This is a genomic window from Larkinella knui (genome assembly GCF_003858645.1).
Classification (GTDB): Bacteria; Bacteroidota; Bacteroidia; order Cytophagales; family Spirosomataceae; genus Larkinella; species Larkinella knui.
Genome location: NZ_RQJP01000001.1, coordinates 2,135,906 through 2,151,771 on the forward strand (window position 1 = coordinate 2,135,906; position 15,866 = coordinate 2,151,771).

Annotated in this window: 11 protein-coding genes; 4 read left to right on the top strand and 7 right to left on the bottom strand. The window is 52.3% G+C overall.

What is annotated here, in order from left to right:
- The first annotated feature begins 4 nt into the window (after positions 1–4).
- On the top strand, positions 5–1,492 hold the full coding sequence (locus EHT87_RS08680; RefSeq protein ID WP_124905818.1) for a glutamate synthase subunit beta: 1,488 nt from the start codon (positions 5–7) through the stop codon (positions 1,490–1,492).
- Between the two features lie 141 nt (positions 1,493–1,633).
- Entirely contained in the window at positions 1,634–2,845 is a 1,212-nt protein-coding gene (locus EHT87_RS08685; protein ID WP_124905820.1) for a pyridoxal phosphate-dependent aminotransferase, read from the top strand.
- 48 nt (positions 2,846–2,893) lie between these two features.
- Here EHT87_RS08685 and EHT87_RS08690 read toward each other — a convergent pair whose 3' ends face one another.
- The gene (locus tag EHT87_RS08690; RefSeq protein WP_124905822.1) at positions 2,894–3,190 is read right to left on the bottom strand and encodes a TIGR03643 family protein; all 297 of its coding nucleotides are present in this window, start codon (positions 3,188–3,190) and stop codon (positions 2,894–2,896) included.
- 238 nt (positions 3,191–3,428) lie between these two features.
- On the opposite strand from EHT87_RS08690, the gene EHT87_RS08695 reads away from it, so the two are divergent.
- Both EHT87_RS08695 and EHT87_RS08700 read left to right on the top strand, forming a co-directional pair.
- Complete coding sequence (locus EHT87_RS08695) at positions 3,429–4,214, top strand: queuosine precursor transporter (RefSeq protein WP_124905824.1); 786 nt, start codon at positions 3,429–3,431, stop codon at positions 4,212–4,214.
- A 1-nt stretch (position 4,215) separates the two neighbouring features.
- Positions 4,216–5,088, top strand: coding sequence for a YybH family protein (locus EHT87_RS08700; RefSeq protein WP_124905826.1), 873 nt, complete (start codon positions 4,216–4,218; stop codon positions 5,086–5,088).
- 129 nt (positions 5,089–5,217) lie between these two features.
- Here EHT87_RS08700 and EHT87_RS08705 read toward each other — a convergent pair whose 3' ends face one another.
- The 6 genes from EHT87_RS08705 to EHT87_RS08730 form a co-directional block, all read right to left on the bottom strand.
- Positions 5,218–5,634, bottom strand: a complete 417-nt coding sequence (locus EHT87_RS08705; RefSeq protein WP_124905828.1) for a hypothetical protein — start codon at positions 5,632–5,634, stop codon at positions 5,218–5,220.
- Positions 5,635–5,881: 247 nt separating this feature from the next.
- On the bottom strand, positions 5,882–7,423 hold the full coding sequence (locus EHT87_RS08710) for a SusD/RagB family nutrient-binding outer membrane lipoprotein (protein WP_124905830.1): 1,542 nt from the start codon (positions 7,421–7,423) through the stop codon (positions 5,882–5,884).
- Between the two features lie 23 nt (positions 7,424–7,446).
- Positions 7,447–10,644 (bottom strand): SusC/RagA family TonB-linked outer membrane protein, encoded by a 3,198-nt coding sequence (locus EHT87_RS08715; protein WP_124905832.1) that lies wholly within the window; start codon positions 10,642–10,644, stop codon positions 7,447–7,449.
- 272 nt (positions 10,645–10,916) lie between these two features.
- Positions 10,917–11,567 carry a response regulator gene (locus EHT87_RS08720; RefSeq protein WP_124905834.1) on the bottom strand — a complete coding sequence of 217 codons (651 nt, stop codon included), beginning with the start codon at positions 11,565–11,567 and terminating at the stop codon, positions 10,917–10,919.
- A 124-nt stretch (positions 11,568–11,691) separates the two neighbouring features.
- The gene (locus EHT87_RS08725) at positions 11,692–14,910 is read right to left on the bottom strand and encodes a ligand-binding sensor domain-containing protein (RefSeq protein ID WP_124905836.1); all 3,219 of its coding nucleotides are present in this window, start codon (positions 14,908–14,910) and stop codon (positions 11,692–11,694) included.
- Positions 14,911–15,090: 180 nt separating this feature from the next.
- On the bottom strand, positions 15,091–15,846 hold the full coding sequence (locus EHT87_RS08730; RefSeq protein WP_124905838.1) for a TrmH family RNA methyltransferase: 756 nt from the start codon (positions 15,844–15,846) through the stop codon (positions 15,091–15,093).
- Between the last annotated feature and the right edge of the window lie 20 nt (positions 15,847–15,866).

A 15,866-nucleotide genomic window follows, 5' to 3' on the forward strand; every position in this document is an offset into this window, starting at 1 on the left:
CTACATGGGAAAACCCACTGGATTTTTAGAATTTACCCGCGAACTGCCGAAAAAACGCGACGTTCAGCAGCGGCTTCATGATTACAAGGAAATCGAACAACCGTACGCGGAGGAAGATACCCAGAAACAGGCGGCTCGCTGCATGGACTGCGGTATTCCATTCTGCCACAACGGCTGTCCGCTGGGAAATATCATTCCGGAGTTCAACGACGCCGTCTACGAACAGAACTGGGAGTATGCCTACGAAATCCTGGCATCGACCAACAACTTCCCGGAGTTTACGGGCCGCATTTGCCCCGCTCCCTGCGAATCATCGTGCGTGCTGGGCATCAATAAACCGCCCGTCGCCATTGAATTCATCGAGAAGTCGATTGCCGAAGCTGCGTTTGCCCGCGGATTCGTGCAGCCTTCCAAAACCATCAAACGGACGGGCAAAAAGGCGGCCATCGTCGGCTCCGGCCCGGCCGGATTGGCAGCGGCTGCGCAGTTGAACAAAGCCGGACATGACGTCACCGTGTTCGAGCGGGCCGACCAGATCGGCGGTTTGCTGCGGTACGGTATTCCGGATTTTAAACTGGAAAAATGGGTGATCGACCGTCGGCTGACCGTTATGGAAGCCGAAGGCATCACGTTCAAAACCGGCGTAAATGTTGGTGAACATATTAAAGCCAAGGAACTGCTGGCCGAATTCGACGTCATTTTATTGACGGGAGGATCAACGGTTCCGCGCGACCTGCCGATTCCGGGCCGGGAGTTGAAAGGCGTGCATTTTGCGATGGAATTTCTGAGTCAGCAAAACAAGCGCGTTGCCGATCGTCCCGTTCAGGTCGACCACCGGGGCGCACCGTACCAGAATGGCGAACTGCTGGCAACCGGCAAAAACGTCGTTGTTATTGGTGGCGGTGATACCGGTTCCGACTGTGTGGGAACGTCGAATCGCCACGGTGCGAAGTCGGTGACTCAAATTGAACTGATGCCCATGCCACCGGCCGACCGCGCCGAAAGCACCCCCTGGCCCAACTGGCCGATGATGCTCCGGACCTCCACCTCGCACGAGGAAGGGTGCGAACGGCACTGGTCGATCAATACGAAGGCGTTTATCGGGGATGAAAATGGCAACCTGAAAGCCCTGCGCATCGTGGACCTGGAGTGGCAAAACGTCGATGGTCGCATGAACATGGTAGAAGTTCCGGGATCGGAACGGGATATCGACTGCGAACTGGCGTTGCTGGCGGCCGGTTTTCTGCATCCGCAGCAGGAAGGTTTGCTGAATGCCCTCGAACTGGAATACGAGCGTGGCAACGTCAAAGCCGTTAATTATCAGACTACGGCCAACCCAAAAGTGTTTGCCGCCGGGGATATGCGCCGGGGACAGTCGCTGGTGGTTTGGGCGATTTCAGAAGGCCGTGAAGCCGCGCGAGCGGCCGACCTCTTCCTGATGGGTGAAAGCCAGCTGGAAGCGAAAGCCAAGTCGATGTTTGCGACAGTCTGACCACGGAAAACTTAATCAGGAGCCGCCGGTTTGACGACCGGCGGCTTTTTTGTTTTTAGGCCCGACACAACTTTAAACCAATCCGTTTATTCACCTGGGAAACTTTGTAGTTTTGCCCCACTTTTCGAATCAATTACCCCTATGAATTTTTTAAAATCCAACCGGCTCAATGATTTGCGTTACGAAATTCGCGGGCCGGTTTATGAAAAAGCGCTGGACCTCGAAAGTCAGGGGTACACCATTATTAAGCTGAATATTGGCAATCCGGCCCCGTTTGGTTTCGACGCGCCCGACGAAATTGTCCACGATATCATCCTGAATATCCGCAACGCCCAGGGTTATTCTGACTCGCGGGGTCTCTTTGCCGCCCGGAAAGCCGTTATGCATTACACCCAGAATCTGGGCATCAAAGACGTTGCCATCAACGACGTGTACATCGGCAACGGTGTGAGCGAGTTGATTCTGCTGACGATGCAGGCACTGATCAACGAAGGCGACGAAGTGCTGGTGCCTTCACCCGATTATCCGCTCTGGACAACTTCCGTGGCCCTTTCTGGTGGCAAACCGGTCCATTACCTCTGTGACGAGCAGGCCGACTGGAACCCGGATCTGGTGGATCTGGAAAGCAAGATCACATCGCGCACCCGGGCCATTGTGGTCATCAATCCGAATAATCCGACGGGGGCGGTTTATGACAAGCACGTCCTGCAAGGCATCGCCCGAATTGCAGAAAAGCACCAGCTCATTCTGTTTGCGGACGAAATTTATGACAAAATCCTCTACGACGGTGTCGTTCATCATCCCATGGCGACGATGGTGGAAGACACCCTGTGCATCTCGATGGGCGGTTTGTCGAAGAACTACCGGGCGGCCGGTTTTCGGGGTGGCTGGCTGGTGTTGAGTGGGGCCAAACACCGGGCCAAATCCTACATCGAAGGGCTGACGCTGCTGGCCAGTATGCGGCTTTGTGCCAACGTGCCAACCCAATACGCCATTCAAACCGCGCTGGGTGGATACCAGAGTATCAACGACTTAATCCTGCCTACGGGACGGCTGTACCGGCAAATTCAGTATGCGTATGATCGCATTACGGCCATTCCCGGCCTGAGCTGCGTGAAACCGAAAGGCTCCCTGTACATTTTTCCCAAGATCGACCTCTCCCAGTTCCGAATTGCCAGCGACGATGATTTTGTGTTCGATTTACTGGACGAGCAGAAGGTGCTGGTGGTGGCCGGAACGGGTTTCAATTACGTCCACGACGACCATTTTCGGATCGTCTGTCTGCCTTCCGTCGACGATCTGACGCTGGCCCTGGACCGGATTGAAGCGTTCCTGGAAAGCCGCCGGAAGTGACGTCAGCTTGCGGTTTCGGGTGGGATTACCAGACGTCACGTACAGCCCTCACTGCCGTTTGGTAATCCGGTTCATGGTTATACTGCGTTGCCGGTTTGCTTTAAACCGGGCATCATCCACAGCCGACATAGCCGCGTGTTTGGTGGCCCGGCCCTGAACCCGTTCGCGCCACCTCCGCCACGAAGCGGGTTTTAGCTGGTGGCGCATTACGTCGATAACCTCCTGTTCCGACAACCCAAACTGTGCCTCAATGGCCTCGAAAGGCGTGCGGTCTTCCCAGGCCATTTCCACAATTCGATCCAGATCGTTTTCATCGAACTCAACAACGGATGCGTTCTTTTTCATACATCAGATAACGAACCCAATCGGCAAACAGTTGCCTAAGGTAATTTTTAGTTACACCTGAACGATGGGACCGGCGCGGTTACCGAAAAACCATGGAACCGAATAATGGATTAAATTGCCGTTGGTTGGCCAGATTCATCGAAGTAAGAATTATGACTTAAGCGTTATGCGTTCTATCTTGTTGCTGTTTCGCCACCGACTAACTCTTCATTCTTAACTCTTAATTCTTAACTCCCGTATGGCCTCTTTTACCAGCAAGCGAACCAGTTTGTACATCTTTTTAAGTGCAATTTTTCTAACGAATGCCATCATTGCGGAAATCATTGGCGTCAAGATTTTCTCCGCCGAAACCCTGCTGGGTGTCGCTCCGGCGCAGTTGCATTTACTCGGCGATTTTGTGCTGGATTTTAACCTGACGGCGGGGGTCGTCATCTGGCCGGCGGTTTTCATCACCTCCGACATCATCAATGAATATTATGGCATCAAAGGCGTCAAGCAGATTTCCTACATTACGGCCGGTTTTATCGCCTACAGCTTTCTGATCATCTACTTCGTTACCACGCTGCCCCCGGCTCAGTTCTGGCTGGATGTCAACAAAACCGATGCGGTGGGGAACCCGGTGAACATCAACAACGCGTTTGCCATGATTTTCCGGCAGGGGCTCGGCATTATCATCGGTTCAATCACGGCCTTCATGCTGGGGCAATTGCTGGATGCCACGGTTTTTCAATCCCTGAAGAAAATTACGGGTAGCCGCAAAATCTGGCTCCGGGCAACGGGATCGACGCTCGTTTCGCAACTGGTCGACAGCTTCGTGGTTCTGACCATCGCTTTCTACATTTTTGGAAACTGGTCGTTTTCGCAGGTCATCGCCGTTGCGATTGTCAATTACATCTACAAGTTTTTTATTGCTGTTGTGCTAACACCGCTTCTGTATGTCGCTCATTTTCTGATTGATAACTATCTCGGCAAAGAACATGCAAAAGAATTGGCAAACGAATCGAGCATGAGTACGTTTATGTAGTATGAAACACATTTTCCCGGCCTTTCTTCTCCTGGCAGTGGCGAGTTCGGCCCTGGCACAAAGTCCCTTATTAACCCTGGTCAATAGCGAGAAAAAATTTGCGCAATTCGCCAGAGACAGCACGACCAAAGCCGCTTTTTTAGCCTACCTGGCTCCGGACGGTATTCTGTTTAACAAAGGCAAGGTTACGAATGGTCGCGAGTTTTTGGAAAAGAGCCCGGAAAATCCCGGAAAGCTAACCTGGCAGCCGGTTGCCGCCGACGTGTCGGTTTCGGGAGATCTGGGGTATACGACCGGGCCGTGGGAATCGCGCCCGAAAACGCTGGCGGATAAGCCAACGGGTTTTGGCCATTATGTTACGGTATGGAAAAAACAACCGGACAACAATTGGCGGGTTGCCCTCGACATCGGAATTACCCATCCGGCTCCGCCAGTTCCGCCGGTCAATATGATTCGGGCGGCTACCGGTATTCGCAGTGTGACGAGCGCGGATACGGTTAAAAATCGGGAAGAACTCCTGGCGTTTGACAACCAGTTTATCAAGGTTCTGGAAAAAAACGGAGCAGCCACGACCTACAAACAATACCTCGCCCCGCAGACCCGCTTATACCGGATGCATCAGCAGCCGTATCTTGAGCAGGCCGCTATCGACTCGCTGCTAAAACAGCCGGTTACCCTCGGTTTTCTGCCATTAAATGCCTCCGTTGCCGAATCGGGTGATATGGGCTACGTATATGGTAATACGCAGACTCTGGCAAACACGGGCGGAAAAGCCGTTAAACAGATGGGTAACTACCTGAGGATCTGGAAAAAAGACAGCCAGGGAAAGTGGAAAATCGCCCTGGAATTAATCTCTCTGGAACCGGCGGAGTAGCAAAAAGTTTCGCTTTATCCACCCAAAACCATCCCCCGCTGCGAAGGAAGGTGTAAAAGCGCGGCAGTCTTTTACCCACCTTCCTTCGTCAGCGAGGGATGGTTTGAATCCGGCAAGGCTACCCGGCTGTTAATTCAGCAGTGATACAAAACGCGTGGGTTCTTTCACTTCGACCTTTTGGGTTTCCAGCCGGAATGACTTGGTGACTTTGGTGAATCCATCGCTGATTTCGAACGTATACAATCCATCTTTCATGGTTTCCATGTCAAATTTCCGCCAGTATTTCTTGAGTCGTTTGCTCACTTTCTCCGTGTGAAGAACCTCCTTATTTTCGCCCATCAACGTTACCTTGAGCGGCACTTCAATGTAGTTTTCGATCAGTAGATTCATCTTGGCGGTGTTGATCGATCGATAAACGGCCACCCCCATCGACTTGGTGCGGGTCACGTTAACCGACGGCGATGCATTGTCTTTTTCTTCGCCGGGTCCGGCGGTATTGGTTCCGGCGATACCGGGAGCACTCATCACCAGGATAAGTGCGATCATTTTCATAGCGCGATTCATCGTATTTGCTGTTTTTGGAGTGACCACTGATTCATTTTTGGCAACCGGCTGATGAGCTAAAAGTAGCGGGATGTCTTCGGCTCCAGGTACCGCAAATGAGGGGATATTAAGGAATGGAGTGCAGAGGATGATGAGTGGTCGAAAGAGCGGATAAAGAAAAAACCAGCCGAATTGGCTGGTTTTTAAGCGTAAAATCGATCGTTTTCTGCTGGTGAACTGGCCGGTCACGTCAATCGACATCCCACCAAACGGGGGTCAATACATCGCCGGGCGCAATACCGGTTGTGGCAATACTTGGGTTGCGCTGCAATTCCGAATCGACATACGGCAAGCGTTTCAGGAATTTGCCGCCCGTTAGATTTACCACCGGAACGGATGGCGCCGGAAAACCGGTCCGGCGCTGCTCCGACCAGGCTTCTACCCCATTCAGTCCGTACAGCGCCAGGTATTTTTGCGTAGCGATCGCTCTGATTTTATCGGCCTGCCTGGTATAATCGACCGTCGGTTTGGTTAAATAATCGCCGGGCTGAACGCCAAACCGGGTCATCGACGCCGTAATCGCTTCGTTATACAGCTTGGCCGGATCGTCGGCGGTGGTCCCGGCCCAGCCCCGGGCGATGGCCTCGGCCCGCAGAAACAGGCTTTCTTCGTAGGCCACCAAAACCACCGGACGCGCCTTGGCCGCGTTATCATCGGCGGCCGTAACTCCGCTGGCCGCCGAGGTACCGGTGATGGTTCCATTGGTAAACCGCTGTCCGATAAAATACTTACCCGGATACGACGTGTACGTTGGCGTGTTGGTTGATGTGGTTCCGTTGGGCGTGAATACATACTCGATTTCGGGGGTCCGCAAATCCGCATCGAGGAAGTAGACCGGCAGCCGGGGATCATTGTTCGGCAGCATCAGATTACCGATCGTGGTGCTGGCGGTCAGGTTATTGGACAACCGGAAGGTCGCCTGCCAGAGCGGATTTTCCGAATTCGTAACCGTACCGTTCGCCAGTTGAAGGCTTTCACCGGCTTTCATGAAAGCCGTACCGCTGCTGGCATAAAGGGCCTGAATACCGGTCCGGGCCGTGGTGGGGTCGACCTGACTCAGCCGCATGTAAAATTTCAGCTTAAGCGTGTTGGCCAGCCGAACCCAGCGATCCATTCCCGTTTCTGCCCCGGCCTGATACAGCATATCGGCCGTACCCGGAAAACGGCCCTGTTTCTTGGCAATATCCGCTTTAGCGTCATCCAGCAGCGCCTGCAAACCCGCATAAACATCCTTTTGGGCGTCGTATTTGGGGGTAATCGTTTTGTCCGCATTCAAGGCTTCCGAAAAGGGGATGTCCCCGTATAAATCGGTCAATACGCCAAACGCATAGGCTTTCATGATTTTTGAAATGCCAACCATGCGCCACTCATTCTGCGCGCTTCCCTGGTTGATGATGTACTGAAAATCCTCCAGAGCCCCCGAATACATCGTGGCAAATTGCCCGCCCTGTCCATCGAGCGTCGACGACGTGATGTTGTACTGATCCCAGGCCCGGTACTGATTTCCGCCTTTCGGAATGGTCCAGTATTGCGCCAAAATACCGCCGAGAATGTTGAGTTGGCCGCCCACGATAAAAGCGACCTGCGCCTGCCCGGCGGGTAAAGCGAGGTTGATGTCGGCTACGGTCGGGTTATTGGGGTCCGTATTGATGTCTAGATACTCTTTGTCACAGGCCGTGTTTAGTCCGACGAACAGGGACAGTAACACGGTTTTTAATAAGGTCCGTTTCATATGGTTCGAAAAATCAAGATCGGTTACAACACAATTTTCAGACTAGCTCCGTAACTCCGTGACGACGGATACGCCAGATATTCGTAGCCCTGGGCGTTGCCGGTTCCAAACGAGCTAACTTCCGGATCGACATTGGGCTGTGATTTGGGGGTCCACAGCATCAAATTGCGGCCAATCAACGACACCTGAATGGTCGAGAACGGGGTTTTTCCGATCAGCGACTTGGGTAAAGCGTAGCTCAGGCTCATTTCGCGGAGCTTCACAAACGAGGCATCGAACAGGTTGTTTTCGCCAAAGTTCGAAACCGTCGACCAGTACTCGTACCCGCCGTTTGTTTTGATCGTGGTATTGGGCGTAAATGTGCCGTCCTGGTTTTGGATTACGGAGTTGGGATACACAAACGGTTCGCGGTCATTGAAGGTCGTCTCTTCCAGAAAACCGCCAAACCGGCCGAGGTTAGCGGTTTGGGAGTAGAACTTTCCACCCTGACGCGTATCCACCAATACGTTGAATGACAACCCTTTAAACGAAACGGTATTGCTTAAACCGGCCGAAAAATCGGGCTGAATATTGCCCAGTACCTGCAAAACCGGATCGGCCAGCGGACGGCCGGTCGTGGGGTTGACCACGACGCGTCCTTCCGGATCACGCAACATTTTACTGCCGAAGAACGCACCATAAGGCTCACCCAACCGGGCCTGCAAACCGGGTGACGCCAGCCCACCCAAACCAACGGGTGCCAATGGGTTATACAACTCCGTGACCTTGTTGCGGTTGCGCGTAAAGTTGAACGATACATCCCAGCGGAAACCCGACGGTGCTTTTACCGGTGTTCCGGTCAGTAAAAGCTCGATTCCTTTGTTGGTCATGGCCCCGGCATTCAGGGTTTGTGCCAAAAAGCCGGATGTGCTCGAAATCGGCACATTGACAATCTGCTGGGCACTTTTGGAATTGTAATAGGTAAAATCAAATCCCAGCCGGTTGTTAAACAGCATGACTTCCGCGCCGACCTCCCAGGAGGTGGTCAGTTCCGACCGCAAGTCCGGATTTCCCCGGATGTTGCCGACCGAAAAACCGGCAATTCCATTCAACGGAAACTGGTACAGGGCCTGAAACCCGTCGGTGATGGACGTTCGCGTGAAGACGGGATTGATCTGATAGGCGTTGGCCACTTTCCCTACCTGGGCGATATTAGCCCGGATCTTGCTGTAACTCACGACATTCCCTCTCAAATTCTGAAACGCTGAGGTGGGAATGAAACTCACACTGGCACCGGGATAAAAGAACGACCGGTTTTTCTTCGGCAGAGTCGATGAGTAATCATTCCGGCCGGTCACGTCCAGAAAAAGATAATCCTTGTAGGCCAGCTGTACATCGCCGTAAATACCGTATAGCCGGGTGCGCGAATCGACCCGGGTGGTTACAATGGTGCTGGCGTTGCTCAGGTCGTAGAAATCCGGCACAATCAGCGGCTGACCGTCATACACCCCCCGAGACGAGCTGTAATCCTGCAGGTTATGTCCCAGAATCACTTTCAGGTTGAGGTCGGAACTCAGGTCGCGGTTGGCCGTAACGATAAAATCGGATAGCAAACTCTGGAAGTTGGTATTATCTTCGACGTAACGGCCACCAACGGTATTGATCGTGCCCTGAGCGAACTTCTGGGTCCGCAAATCCGAATACATATCGGTACCAATCCGGTAGGTAAAATTCAGCCATGACACGGGATCATAGCTAATCTGGGCATTGCCAAAAAACCGGTTGACTTTGTCTTTCAACAGGTTATTTTCCAACAGCCAGTAGGGATTATTTCGAAAACCAGCCAGATAATAGCCATTCAGATCATACCTCGGATCGTTGATATCCTTCTGCTCCGTGATTTCAATATCGCGGGGCGTGTTGTAAATGGTTTGCAGAATGTTCGAACGACCCTGTCCCTGAACCCCGCGGTCACCACCCGAACGGGTGAATGTGGCCGACAGATTCGTGGAAACTTTGTTGTTGAAAAACTTGGTTCCGGCTCCCACATTCACGGCCGTCCGGTGGTAGTCCGTGTTGGGAATCATGGATTTGGTGTTGACATCCGAAACCGTCAGAATGTAGTTGGAAGTCCCGTTGTTATTCCGCACCGAGAAAGAATTGTTGACCGTCATCCCGGTTTTAAAGAAATTGCGGACATTGTTGGGTTTGGCCACCAGCGGAATGGAATCCGGCTGATCCCGTTGCCCGAGCGTATACAGGCCGTACGTACGCCAGTCGGGCACCATCTGTCCCTGAATTTTAGGCCCCCAGCTCACGTTTCCGGCATCTACCAGGTCATAAACGCCATCGAAACCGGCCCCAAACGTATTCTGGAACGGCGGAAGCCGCAACGGGTTTTCGAAGCTAACCGAGCTGTTGAGGCTGATTTGGGGTTTATCGGTGACGGATTTGCCCCGGTTTTTGGTCGTAATGATAATGACGCCCGAAGCCGCCTGCGAACCATACAAAGCCGCAGCAGCGGGCCCTTTCAGAATGGATACGGACTCGATGTTATTCGGATCAATGTCGGCCGCGCGGTTGGTAATGTCCACCCCGTTGTTCAGGTCACCGCCTGTTCCGGCGGTCGAAGCCGTGCCGTTTCCGTTGATGATAGCCGTGGTGGTGTTGTTGTTGCTGACAATAATCCCGTCGACCACATACAGCGGCTGGTTGTTTCCATTGAACGATTGCGCCCCGCGGATAACCACGCGGGTAGCGCCCCCGGCGGCTCCCGATGCACTCGAAATCTGAACCCCCGGAACCCGGCCCTGCAACGACCGCAGCATGTTCGACTCATTGGCCCGAATCAGTTCTTCGCCTTTCACATTGGTAACCGCGTAGCCCAGCGTTTTTTTCTCGCGCTCGATGGCCGACGCCGTAACCACTACCTCATTCAGTATAGCCGTACTTTCTTCCAGCAAAATATCAAAATCAGTACGGTTACCGACGTTGACTTCCTGGGTTTTAAAGCCGATGAATGAAAAAACCAGTCGCGCATTATCCGGCACATTGGTGATCCGGAAGGCCCCGGCCCCGTCGCTGCTTGCGCCCTGGGTGGTGCCTTTGATGCTGATGGTAACGCCGGGCATCGGCGATTTGTCGGACGCACTCCGAACCGTGCCGGTAATCGTTTTTGATTGGGAAAGCCCATACTGATATCCCAACAGTACTAGCAAGATTCCTCGTAGCAGTATTTTCATTGGTTTGCTGATTAGTGTCTTCTTACAAAGGTCACTAACCTTGACAGTCGAAAAATCCCGCAATGAGGGTGATTTTTAAACAGAAAAAACCAACCGAAACGGCTGGTTTTTTCTGTTTACGTTCATCTCATAGAATAGGTTCGGAATTAACAGAACCCGGTTTTATTTTCTTTGTCAGCTCGAAGATGGCTTATATGCCGCCTGCGAGTCAACACGACAAAAGTAGGCGAATGATGGGGCGGTCCTCTACCCCATAAGAGGTGATTTTAGTGCTAAATAAGCCTTTCTTTGATTGCTTTTTCGATTGCTTCGGCTTTGGAATGAACCTCAAGCTTCCAGTAAATATTCTTGATGTGTGTCCGGATGGTTTCTTTATCGACGAACAATTGTTCGGCAATGGTGGTGTAGCTTTTGCCTTTTGAGAGCAACTCCAGCACCTCGGTTTCGCGGGCGGTCAGGGGTGAATTGCGGTTTTTCTGGAACGACGCCACGACCATCCGCGCAATGTTGGTGCTCATCGGCGCACCACCTTCCTGAATGTCCCGAATGGCTTCCAGCAGGCGGCTGGGCTGCATGTTTTTGGTCAGATACCCGCCCGCTCCGGCGCACAGGGCTTTAAACACCAGTTCATCGTTTTCATACACCGTGACCACAATAATGTTGGTTTTCGGACGGAGTTTCTTGATGCGGGCGATGCCTTCGATCCCGTTCATGCCCGGCAACTCGATGTCCATCAAAACCACATCGGGTGAGTCGGAATGGATGTTTTTGATCGCATCCTCACATCGAAAATACGTATTGGCAATTTTGAAACCGTACGTACTATTGATCAGTAACGCGAAACCGTCGCGAATCAGATTATCATCCTCGACAATGCAAATCCGAATCGTCTGCGGACTGCGTAAAAGTTGAGTTACATTCATAGTGTGTCCATTAGAGTTTGCAAGAGTAAGAAACTACTTTTTTAGGGCCGGTTATTCCGTTATTACACCAACGGAATAAATGACTTTACGAAAGGAATGTCGATGAAGCGACGAGAGCGGGTATTCACCCAATGTGCGGGATATCCATCCGAAACAGGATGGTGGTGCCTTCCATCGTTTCGGACAGAATATCTACTTTTCCGCCGATTTTCTCGGCCCGGCTCCGAATGTTGTGTAACCCATTGCCGACGGTCGACCGGCTGCTTTTCTGAATGCCGATGCCATTGTCTTTCCATTGCACTTCGATGCGCCGGTTGAACATCGCAAAGTGAATCTGCGAAACCGTAGCCTGCGAATGCTTCAGGGTGTTGCTCATGGCTTCCTTAAACAGAAAAATCAGGTGACGGCTCGTGCCCACCGGCAGGATGGCTTTCCGCAGATCGTCGGTGATGCCAATGGCCTCAAAAGTGATGTGACTACGGTCGAAAACGTCGTCGCCGAAATCTTTCAGCCGGATGGCTATTTCCAGAAAATTATCGTGTTCGGGATTAATGGCCCAGATAAAATCCTTCGTGCCCTGGTAAAGCCGGTTGCTGTTATCGCTGATTTTCGTCAGCAGTGGTGAAATTTCCTCCCCGTGGCCGTTCAGTTTGCTTTTAATGATTTCGGTCAGCATCGAAATGCGGGTGATGGTGTTGCCAAATTCATCGTGCAGATCCTGAGCCGCCATTTTCCGGACCCGCTCGTTTTCGGCCAGCGTTACCCGCTCCAGTTCCAGCAGGTGTTCGACCTTTTTCTTGACGCGGTAATTGTAAACCAGCCAGATCGTTCCGCCCAGAACCGTTATGAGCAGAACCAGAAACCACCACGTTTGCCAGAAAGGCGGCAGTACGGTAATCGGAATCCGGAGCATGTTTGCATCACTCCATACGCCATCGCTGTTTGACCCCCGGACTTTCAGAACATAATCGCCGGGGGGAATATTCGTAAAACTCACATACCGGCGCGTGCCACTTTCAATCCACCCGTCGTGGAAACCCTCCAGCATATACGCATACTGGTTTTTGTGGGCATTGGTATAATCCAGCGCCGAAAACGAGAATGAAAAGAAATTTTCGCCCGGCTTGATCTCGATCCGGCCCTGGTTTGCCAGCAAACTATCGACATTGACCGGTTTTTCAAATTTCTTGAACGATGTCAAAACCGTGTGGGGTAAATGCCGGTTTTTAACCATACGCATCGGTCGAAAGCTAACCAGAGAGCCAATTCCCCCGAAAAACATTTCGCCATCCGGTGCCTGGTGGTAGGCGTTCATGTTGAATTCGTTGATGGTCAGGCCGTCATTGATGTCATAATTTTCAAACTGCTCTTTTTGCGGATCGAAACACGACAGACCGAGGTTGGTGCTCATCCAAATGCGGCCCTGCGCGTCTTCCAGCGCCCCGTAGACCAGTTCATTGGGCAAGCCATTGCGTTCGGTGTAGTGAATAAACTTCTCCTCCCCTTTTTCACCATACACCATCTTACTAAATCCTTTGTTGCTGCAAACCCAGAACCGGTCTTTGCTGTCGCGCAGAAAACCCAGCACCTGTTCGCCCATCAAGCTATTCGGATCCTTGGGATTATTCTCATAGTGGGTAATTTTACCGGTTTGTACGTTTAGTTTATTCAACCCAAAACCCGTTCCAACCCAAAGCATGCCCTTGCGGTCTTCCTGAATTGCGTAAACAATAAAAGCCCGCAGACTAGTTGAGTCTTTCGGGTCGTGGCGATACGTACTGACGGCACCGGTTTTGGCGTCGATTCGTCGCAGACTGGAATACCCTCCCACCCACAGATTGCTGGCCTGGTCTTCATAAAGACTCAGAACGCCGTCGCCTTTCTCGCTGCTTTTGGAGGAAATACCGGCCAACCGGCGGTCGAACCGGTTTCGTTGCCGGTCATACCGAAAAAGCCCTTCCATGGTACCAATCCACAAATTACCCTGACGATCTTCCCGCAGGCATTGAATCTTATCGCTGCCAATGCTGTGAGGGTCAGCCGGATTGGGCCGAAACCGCTGAATGGCCGATGTCAGCCGGTCGATTTGAATCAACCCTTCGTGCGTGCCAATCCACAGCTTTCCGGCATGGTCGGTGGTGACGGCAAACACCAGACCGGCCGCCGATGACTGCTGCCGGCTGGTGATGGTGGGCCACTGGCGGAAGGTGTTTTTGGAACGGCTGTAGAGCTGAACGCCCGCATCGAGTGTGCCAATCCAGACCACATCTTCCAGCGGTGCCGGACCTTCGTAAATCATGTTGATGGCCCCGGTTTTCAGTCCTTTTTTACCAAATAAATCTTCCTGAATGCGGTCCATGAAGCGAATATGCTGATCGCTGACAATTTTAAAGCGGCATATCCCATTCTGGCTTGTTCCGATCCACAGCGTTCTGTAGCGGTCGATGTGAATGGAGTTGATGGGCAGGTCACCGGTTTGCTCACCAATTTCGGGGTAAATTTCCGACTGCCTCAACGCGGGATTGATCCGGGCTATTCCGCCGGCGGTTCCGACCCAAACCGTGCCGAATTCATCGAGTGCCATCGTTTTCACCCAGTCATTGGGTAGCTGGTACGTCAGGTTGTCTACACAGCCCACCAGTGGTACCGGCACGGGCCGCCTTTGCTTCGGATCGGGTTTGGTGAGCGCCAGTTGCGCCAGACCTCTACCCGTGCCGATCCACAGCGTGCCGTTCTGATCGGTCAGGAGCGCGTTCACGACCTGGGCGCGCCGGTCGTCCTGGTTTTCGATGACGTAATGAATGACCTGGTAGTGGCTGGCATCTTTAAAAATCAGCCGCTTGAGTCCCAAACTGGTGGCCAGCCAAACCGTTCCGAAGCGGTCGGACGTAATGGCGTTGATGGTGGTCAGGCCAAACCGCTGCTGTTTGGGTTCCAGCAAATCCCGACACCGCCGGAAATGCCCCGTGACGGGGTCGTACTGATTTAATCCATTGACGGTTCCAACCCATATTTTGCCCCGGGCGTCTTCATACAACGACATGATCTGGTCGTGAGAAAGCGTGGTGCTATCGAACGGGTTGTGTTTATAGTGCGTAATCTGATAGCCGTCGTAGCGGTTCAGACCATCCTGGGTTCCGAACCAAACGTAGCCCCGGCTGTCTTTCAAAACACAGTAGACGCCACTTTGCGACAGGCCGTTGTCAACCGAAATCTGGTCCAGAAACTGCATCACCGGCCCGCGCGACTCGATCGAATTCCCCGCTGGCAAATTTTTAGTTGCCTGGGTGAACGCCGTCACCCCGCTCAGGCAGAGGAGCAGTATGCACAAATTTGTTTTCATTGGGTTTGGGGGATAAAATCCCCCTATTTCACAAATTTACGCCTTCTGATGTTTTTAATAAATCCCCCATATTGGGGTAAATGTAGAGCCGGTCTGCGGTCGTATTTTTGTAACCAATATGTATATTTAGTTTAGGTTAAGAAAGCAGTAAAAGTAGCCTTGCGTTGAACAGGGCTATTTTTATTTTCCCGGCCGGGCACGGCGAAGATTATCGCAGATAACCGCCGTGGCAATACCGACGTTCAACGATTCGGCCTGACCAAACCGGGGAATCGTAATCCGCTGATTAACAAGCTTCTCTACTTCCAAACTAATACCATTCGCTTCATTTCCCATCACAATGTAGCCCGACTTTCCAAAGTCCAGCGAATGCACGCTGGCGCCATCCAGGAAAGCACCGTATATGGGCCGATGGGGCAATTGACTCAAGTACGCATTTAATTCGCAGTAATACCAGTCAACCCGGGTAAAGGAGCCTTTGCTGGCCGAAATCACCTTAGGATTATACACGTCGGCAGTCGACAGGGAACAGATCAATTTTCGAATCCCGTACCAATCGGCAATCCGGAGGATGGTTCCGAGATTTCCGGGGTCACGGACATCGTCCAGAACCAGCACAAATTCGTCGGCTTCAGCTACTAAAAACCGGTTTTCTTTCGTTTTGGCAACAGCCAGGCAGGTATCGTTGGCAACCAGCGTGCCCACCCGTTTCAGCTCGTCGGCCGAAACCATTTCCAGGCGCACCCGTTGTTGATCCAACCGGCGGGCGTTTTCCTGGTAAAAAGACTCCGTTGTCAGCAGCAATTCGACTTGGTAATCCGACGCACTGAGTTCAAACACATTGATGGCCCCTTCCACCAAAAAGGCCCCATGTTCCTGCCGGTATTTTTTCTGATGCAGCGACTGAATATATTTGCTAAGCGATTTGGAAATCATGGGAAGAAATTACGAATGTA

Excerpts from the sequence above, each read along its gene's own strand:
- EHT87_RS08680 (WP_124905818.1), top strand. The coding sequence starts at position 5 with ATGGGAAAACCCACTGGATTTTTAGAATTTACCCGCGAACTGCCGAAA.
- EHT87_RS08685 (WP_124905820.1), top strand. The coding sequence starts at position 1,634 with ATGAATTTTTTAAAATCCAACCGGCTCAATGATTTGCGTTACGAAATT.
- EHT87_RS08690 (WP_124905822.1), bottom strand. The coding sequence starts at position 3,190 with ATGAAAAAGAACGCATCCGTTGTTGAGTTCGATGAAAACGATCTGGAT.
- EHT87_RS08695 (WP_124905824.1), top strand. The coding sequence starts at position 3,429 with ATGGCCTCTTTTACCAGCAAGCGAACCAGTTTGTACATCTTTTTAAGT.
- EHT87_RS08700 (WP_124905826.1), top strand. The coding sequence starts at position 4,216 with ATGAAACACATTTTCCCGGCCTTTCTTCTCCTGGCAGTGGCGAGTTCG.
- EHT87_RS08705 (WP_124905828.1), bottom strand. The coding sequence starts at position 5,634 with ATGATCGCACTTATCCTGGTGATGAGTGCTCCCGGTATCGCCGGAACC.
- EHT87_RS08710 (WP_124905830.1), bottom strand. The coding sequence starts at position 7,423 with ATGAAACGGACCTTATTAAAAACCGTGTTACTGTCCCTGTTCGTCGGA.
- EHT87_RS08715 (WP_124905832.1), bottom strand. The coding sequence starts at position 10,644 with ATGAAAATACTGCTACGAGGAATCTTGCTAGTACTGTTGGGATATCAG.
- EHT87_RS08720 (WP_124905834.1), bottom strand. The coding sequence starts at position 11,567 with ATGAATGTAACTCAACTTTTACGCAGTCCGCAGACGATTCGGATTTGC.
- EHT87_RS08725 (WP_124905836.1), bottom strand. The coding sequence starts at position 14,910 with ATGAAAACAAATTTGTGCATACTGCTCCTCTGCCTGAGCGGGGTGACG.
- EHT87_RS08730 (WP_124905838.1), bottom strand. The coding sequence starts at position 15,846 with ATGATTTCCAAATCGCTTAGCAAATATATTCAGTCGCTGCATCAGAAA.